Source organism: Microbulbifer sp., from assembly GCF_036563125.1.
Taxonomy (GTDB): domain Bacteria; phylum Pseudomonadota; class Gammaproteobacteria; order Pseudomonadales; family Cellvibrionaceae; genus Microbulbifer.
Window position 1 is genome coordinate 1 of record NZ_DATCMV010000166.1, and the last position, 4,077, is coordinate 4,077.

The 4,077-nt window shown below is 54.7% G+C and carries 4 protein-coding genes and 1 pseudogene; all 5 read right to left on the reverse strand.

Annotation, left to right across the window (positions count from 1 at the left end):
* Positions 1-491 (reverse strand): aldehyde dehydrogenase family protein (locus VIL80_RS14040; RefSeq protein WP_332036721.1); only part of this gene is annotated, 491 nt, incomplete at its 3' end.
* Positions 492-494: 3 nt separating this feature from the next.
* A complete protein-coding gene (locus VIL80_RS14045) occupies positions 495-1,259 on the reverse strand; it encodes a 2,5-didehydro-3-deoxy-L-galactonate 5-reductase (RefSeq protein ID WP_332036722.1) in 765 nt (254 codons plus the stop codon).
* Between the two features lie 47 nt (positions 1,260-1,306).
* Entirely contained in the window at positions 1,307-2,338 is a 1,032-nt protein-coding gene (locus VIL80_RS14050; RefSeq protein ID WP_332036723.1) for a zinc-dependent alcohol dehydrogenase, read from the reverse strand.
* A gap of 12 nt (positions 2,339-2,350) precedes the next feature.
* Positions 2,351-3,490 (reverse strand): mandelate racemase/muconate lactonizing enzyme family protein, encoded by a 1,140-nt coding sequence (locus tag VIL80_RS14055; protein WP_332036724.1) that lies wholly within the window; start codon positions 3,488-3,490, stop codon positions 2,351-2,353.
* Between the two features lie 277 nt (positions 3,491-3,767).
* Positions 3,768-4,077 (reverse strand): annotated as a pseudogene (locus VIL80_RS14060) (agarase); the annotation flags it as partial.

Consider the following 4,077-nt stretch of genomic DNA (forward strand, 5'->3'; position numbering starts at 1 on the left):
GGGCCGATCTTGCGGCCGGCCAGTGCCAGCGGAAAATTCCAGGCGGTAATGGCAACCACCACACCACGCGGCACTTTGTGGATAAAGATTTTTTCGTCTTCGTTATCGGAAGGCAGGATATCGCCTTCCTGAGTCAGCGCATTGTCACAGGCGTATTCAATAAACGTTGCAGTCGCATTGACTTCAGCGCGGGCAACACCGATCAGCTTGCCCTGTTCCATGACCAGCAGCTTTGCCAGACTTTCCGATTCTGCGCGGATGGCGACAGCGAACTTGCGCAGCAATGCGGCGCGATTCCGCGCAGTCCACTTGGCCCAGCTTTTTTGCGCCTGTTTGGCAGCCTTGAGCGCGGCATCTGCATCCTCGGCACAGCCTTTGGGTATCGTGCCGAGCAACTCACCTGTACTCGGGTTCAGCACTTCAATGATGTCATTCGAAAGGGAGGAAACGTATTCACCATTGATAAAATTGACGTTGTTCTTGATGGCCATCTGTTATCTCCCCATCCAGCCGCCGTCCACCAGCAAGACGCTACCGCTCATGTAATCGGATGCTGTGGAAGCGAGAAAGACCACAGGACCCTTGAAGTCCGCAGGCTCACCCCATCGGCCTTGAGGAATACGGGCAAGAATACTGGCGGCGCGATCGCGATCCTGGCGCAGCGCCTGGGTGTTGTCGGTGGCGATATAACCCGGCGCGATCGCATTTACATTCACGCCTTTAGAGGCCCACTCGTTGGACAAGGCCATCGTGATCTGCCCTATGGCACCCTTACTGGCAGCGTAGCCAGGAACGGTGATCCCGCCCTGGAAGGTCAGCAGCGAAGCGGTAAAAATGATTTTACCGGAACCGCGTGCGACCATTTCTTTGCCGATTTCGCGACTGAGAATAAATTGAGAGTTCAGATTAACTTCAATCACCTTATCCCAAAGATCGTCGCCGTGCTCGGCAGCTGGTGCACGCAAGATGGTACCGGCATTGTTCACCAGAATATCGATCTGGGCGTGATCACTTTTTACCTTATCGATAAATCCGTACAGCGAGCTGCGATCGGAAAAATCACACTGATAAGGGTAAAAGTTTCTACCTGCCGCAGCGACTTCACGGCCCACGTCTGAATCATCGAGGTTAAGATTCGCAGACACTCCAATCACGTCCGCACCGGCTTCGGCTAACGCCACGGCCATTGCCTTACCAATACCGCGATTACATCCGGTAACCAGCGCTTTTTTGCCTGCCAGGCTGAACATTTCCAACATCACTTGAGTCTCATTCGATTCACTTAAACGTGTTTCAGATTTGCTTATCAGTCTTCCGCACCACAGGCAACCAGTGCTTTCATGCCGGAAGGGTTACCGTCCATGCTTGCGAAGGCGCTACCGATGTCGCTCAACTGTGCGATCTTACTGATGAAAGGCACCAGATCGATCTTGCCGGAGGAGACCATTTCAATGGCCTGCTCAAAGTCAGCCGCCTCATAGACACGCGCACCGACCAGCTCCAGCTCGCGCCAGAAAAACTTGAACAGATCCAGTTGTGGCTTCTTGGAGTGAATGGCCACCATGCATATACGGCCGCGTACCGAAGCAATTTCTGTCATCGCGTCAACTGCGGGTTGCACCCCCGACACTTCAAAAACCACATCCGCACCTTTACCACGGGTCCAGTCTTCCACAGCGGCTTTGAGGTCTTGCTCGAGCGGGTTGATCGCCAGCGCACCGGTTTTTTCTGCGAAGGCGCGGCGCTCCGGGCTAGGTTCGGAAATCATCACTTCGGCACCAATGCCGATCGCAACCTGCGCTACCAGCTGGCCAATCGGACCACCACCAAGAATGACCGCCTTCTCTCCAGCTTTCAGACGTGCGCGAGAAATATCGTGACAGGCGACCGCCAGAGGCTCGATCAAGGCACCCTGTTTCAATGATACGTTTTCCGGTAGCTTGTGCAGGGTGCGCGACTTGACGTTCCAGTAGCTCTGGAAAGCACCTACAGAATCGATACCCATGAATTTCAGGTTGTGGCAGATGTGACTGTGACCTTCGTTACATGCCGGGCAGTTTCCGCAGTAATCCAACGGCCGCACCACCACCCGGTCGCCCACACTGTAGCCATTAACACTTGCACCCACTGCGTCGACGACACCGGACATCTCGTGACCCACTACCTGTGGCGGCTTCACTCGTTGATCCATAACACCGTGGTAAATATGCATGTCGGTACCGCAGATTCCTACGTAGCCGACTTTCAGGCGCACCTCATCGGCGGCCGGCGCTTCGCAGCGACCTTCAACCACTTCAAAAGACTTGTTGCCAACGTACTGGGCAGCTTGAGCTTGCATGGAAAATACCTGTTAGGAGTGCTTGACCAGATGCGGTCTCAGCAGCGTTTCATCAAAGGTCACCCCGGTACCCGCTTCGTCGGAAGCCACAGCTCGGCCGTTTTCCAGCACGATGGGACGGGTGGTGTATTCGTCAATGGGGAAAGAGTGCACTTCCAGGTAGCCAGCGTGTGGCTGACTGGCCATGAGCCCCACGTGCAGTTCATGCATACCGTGGCTGCACACAGGGATATTGTGGGCATAAGCCAGTTCCGCCACTTTCAGCCAGCCGGTAATACCGCCAATGTTCGAGGCGTCTGGCTGCAGGAAACCGAGCTTGGCCTGATCGATGGCGTAGGTGAACTCATGCACCGTGTGCAGGTTTTCACCCATCGCCAACGGAATATTGATGGCATCGGCGATACGACCGTAGCCTACATAATCATCGGGGATGGTCGGCTCTTCGAACCAGGTGATGTCGCAGTGGTCAATCGCGCGACCAAAGCGCACCGCCTTCTCAATGGTCATTGAGTAGTTTGCGTCCACCATGAACGTGACATCACGGCCAATGAGGTTGCGCACCGCTTCCACACGAGCCACATCCTCGCGGTAGTCTTCCTTGCCGACCTTGATCTTCACGGCGTTGAAGCCGCGCGCCAGGTAGCCGGAGACATTGTCCAGAAGTTTGGACTCGGAAAAATTCAGGTCGATACCACCGGCATAGCACCTGGTGGTATTGGAAGCGCCACCTGCTACTTTCCACAGCGGCAGATTCAGGCGCTTGCAGCGCAGATCCCAAAGCGCAATGTCGACGGCGGACAAGGCGAAGCTCAGCAGGCCACCACGCCCCACATAATGCAGATGGCTCTGAATCTCCTCCCAGATGGCAAAAATTTTCGATGCGTCACGCCCCTCTAGCAACGGCTGGATGTCGTCCTGCAACAGCGAATAGATCGCGCGACCACCTCGCCCACCGGTATAGGTGTATCCGACACCCTCCATTCCATCGGCACAACGCACGCGAAATACCAGCAATTCGAAATGGGTGTGATCGCCATGCTTCGCATCGGACAGCACTTCTGCCAGAGGCACTTGGTAATACTCAACCTTTGTGGCGGAGATGGTGCTGGGCGCCAGCTGGTGAGACACGCGTTCTTTAATTTCCATCAACATGGAGGAACCCCAAAGTCCATTCATTCGTTAGCATTTTTGTTTATTGTATATTGTTAACAATTGACGTCAATCCCTATTTTTCCGGCCGCCCGACGGCTGCCTTGACCGAACTCTTCCATCAATCAATACATGACCAGGGGGGAAGCAAGTGCGCCGGTTGTCCCCTCCACCCGACTCGCGAAATCCGGGCATAAAAAAAGCGCAATGCCCGGCTGGACATTGCGCCTGTTCAATAGGCCGCTACTGCGGCCCGGAAATTACGATCGGAGGGTCTTGATTACTGCGCTTTGGAGGACTCGACTTGCGCTTTAGCGAGATCACCATAACGCCGCTGGTAAAGTCCCTCGTGGACTTCTTTTGCCGCCTTCACCATTTCCGCATAAGGCACATCGGTCACAGAAACAAAGCCATTTGCATAGTTTTCCCCGTCAAATGCTCGCCCGGTGATGGGGGAATCCATGTACTGGAACATATGCACACCGACAAAGTAAGGATTATCAATGACAGAATTCATGTAGTTCTTAAACTTCCGCCCGCGATCTTCCTGATCCGCCGCGATCACGATACCAGGGTGGAAGTGCCCCTGA

Coding starts and splice junctions, on each gene's coding strand:
- VIL80_RS14055 (WP_332036724.1), bottom strand. CDS start 3,490: ATGTTGATGGAAATTAAAGAACGCGTGTCTCACCAGCTGGCGCCCAGC.
- VIL80_RS14045 (WP_332036722.1), bottom strand. CDS start 1,259: ATGTTGGAAATGTTCAGCCTGGCAGGCAAAAAAGCGCTGGTTACCGGA.
- VIL80_RS14050 (WP_332036723.1), bottom strand. CDS start 2,338: ATGCAAGCTCAAGCTGCCCAGTACGTTGGCAACAAGTCTTTTGAAGTG.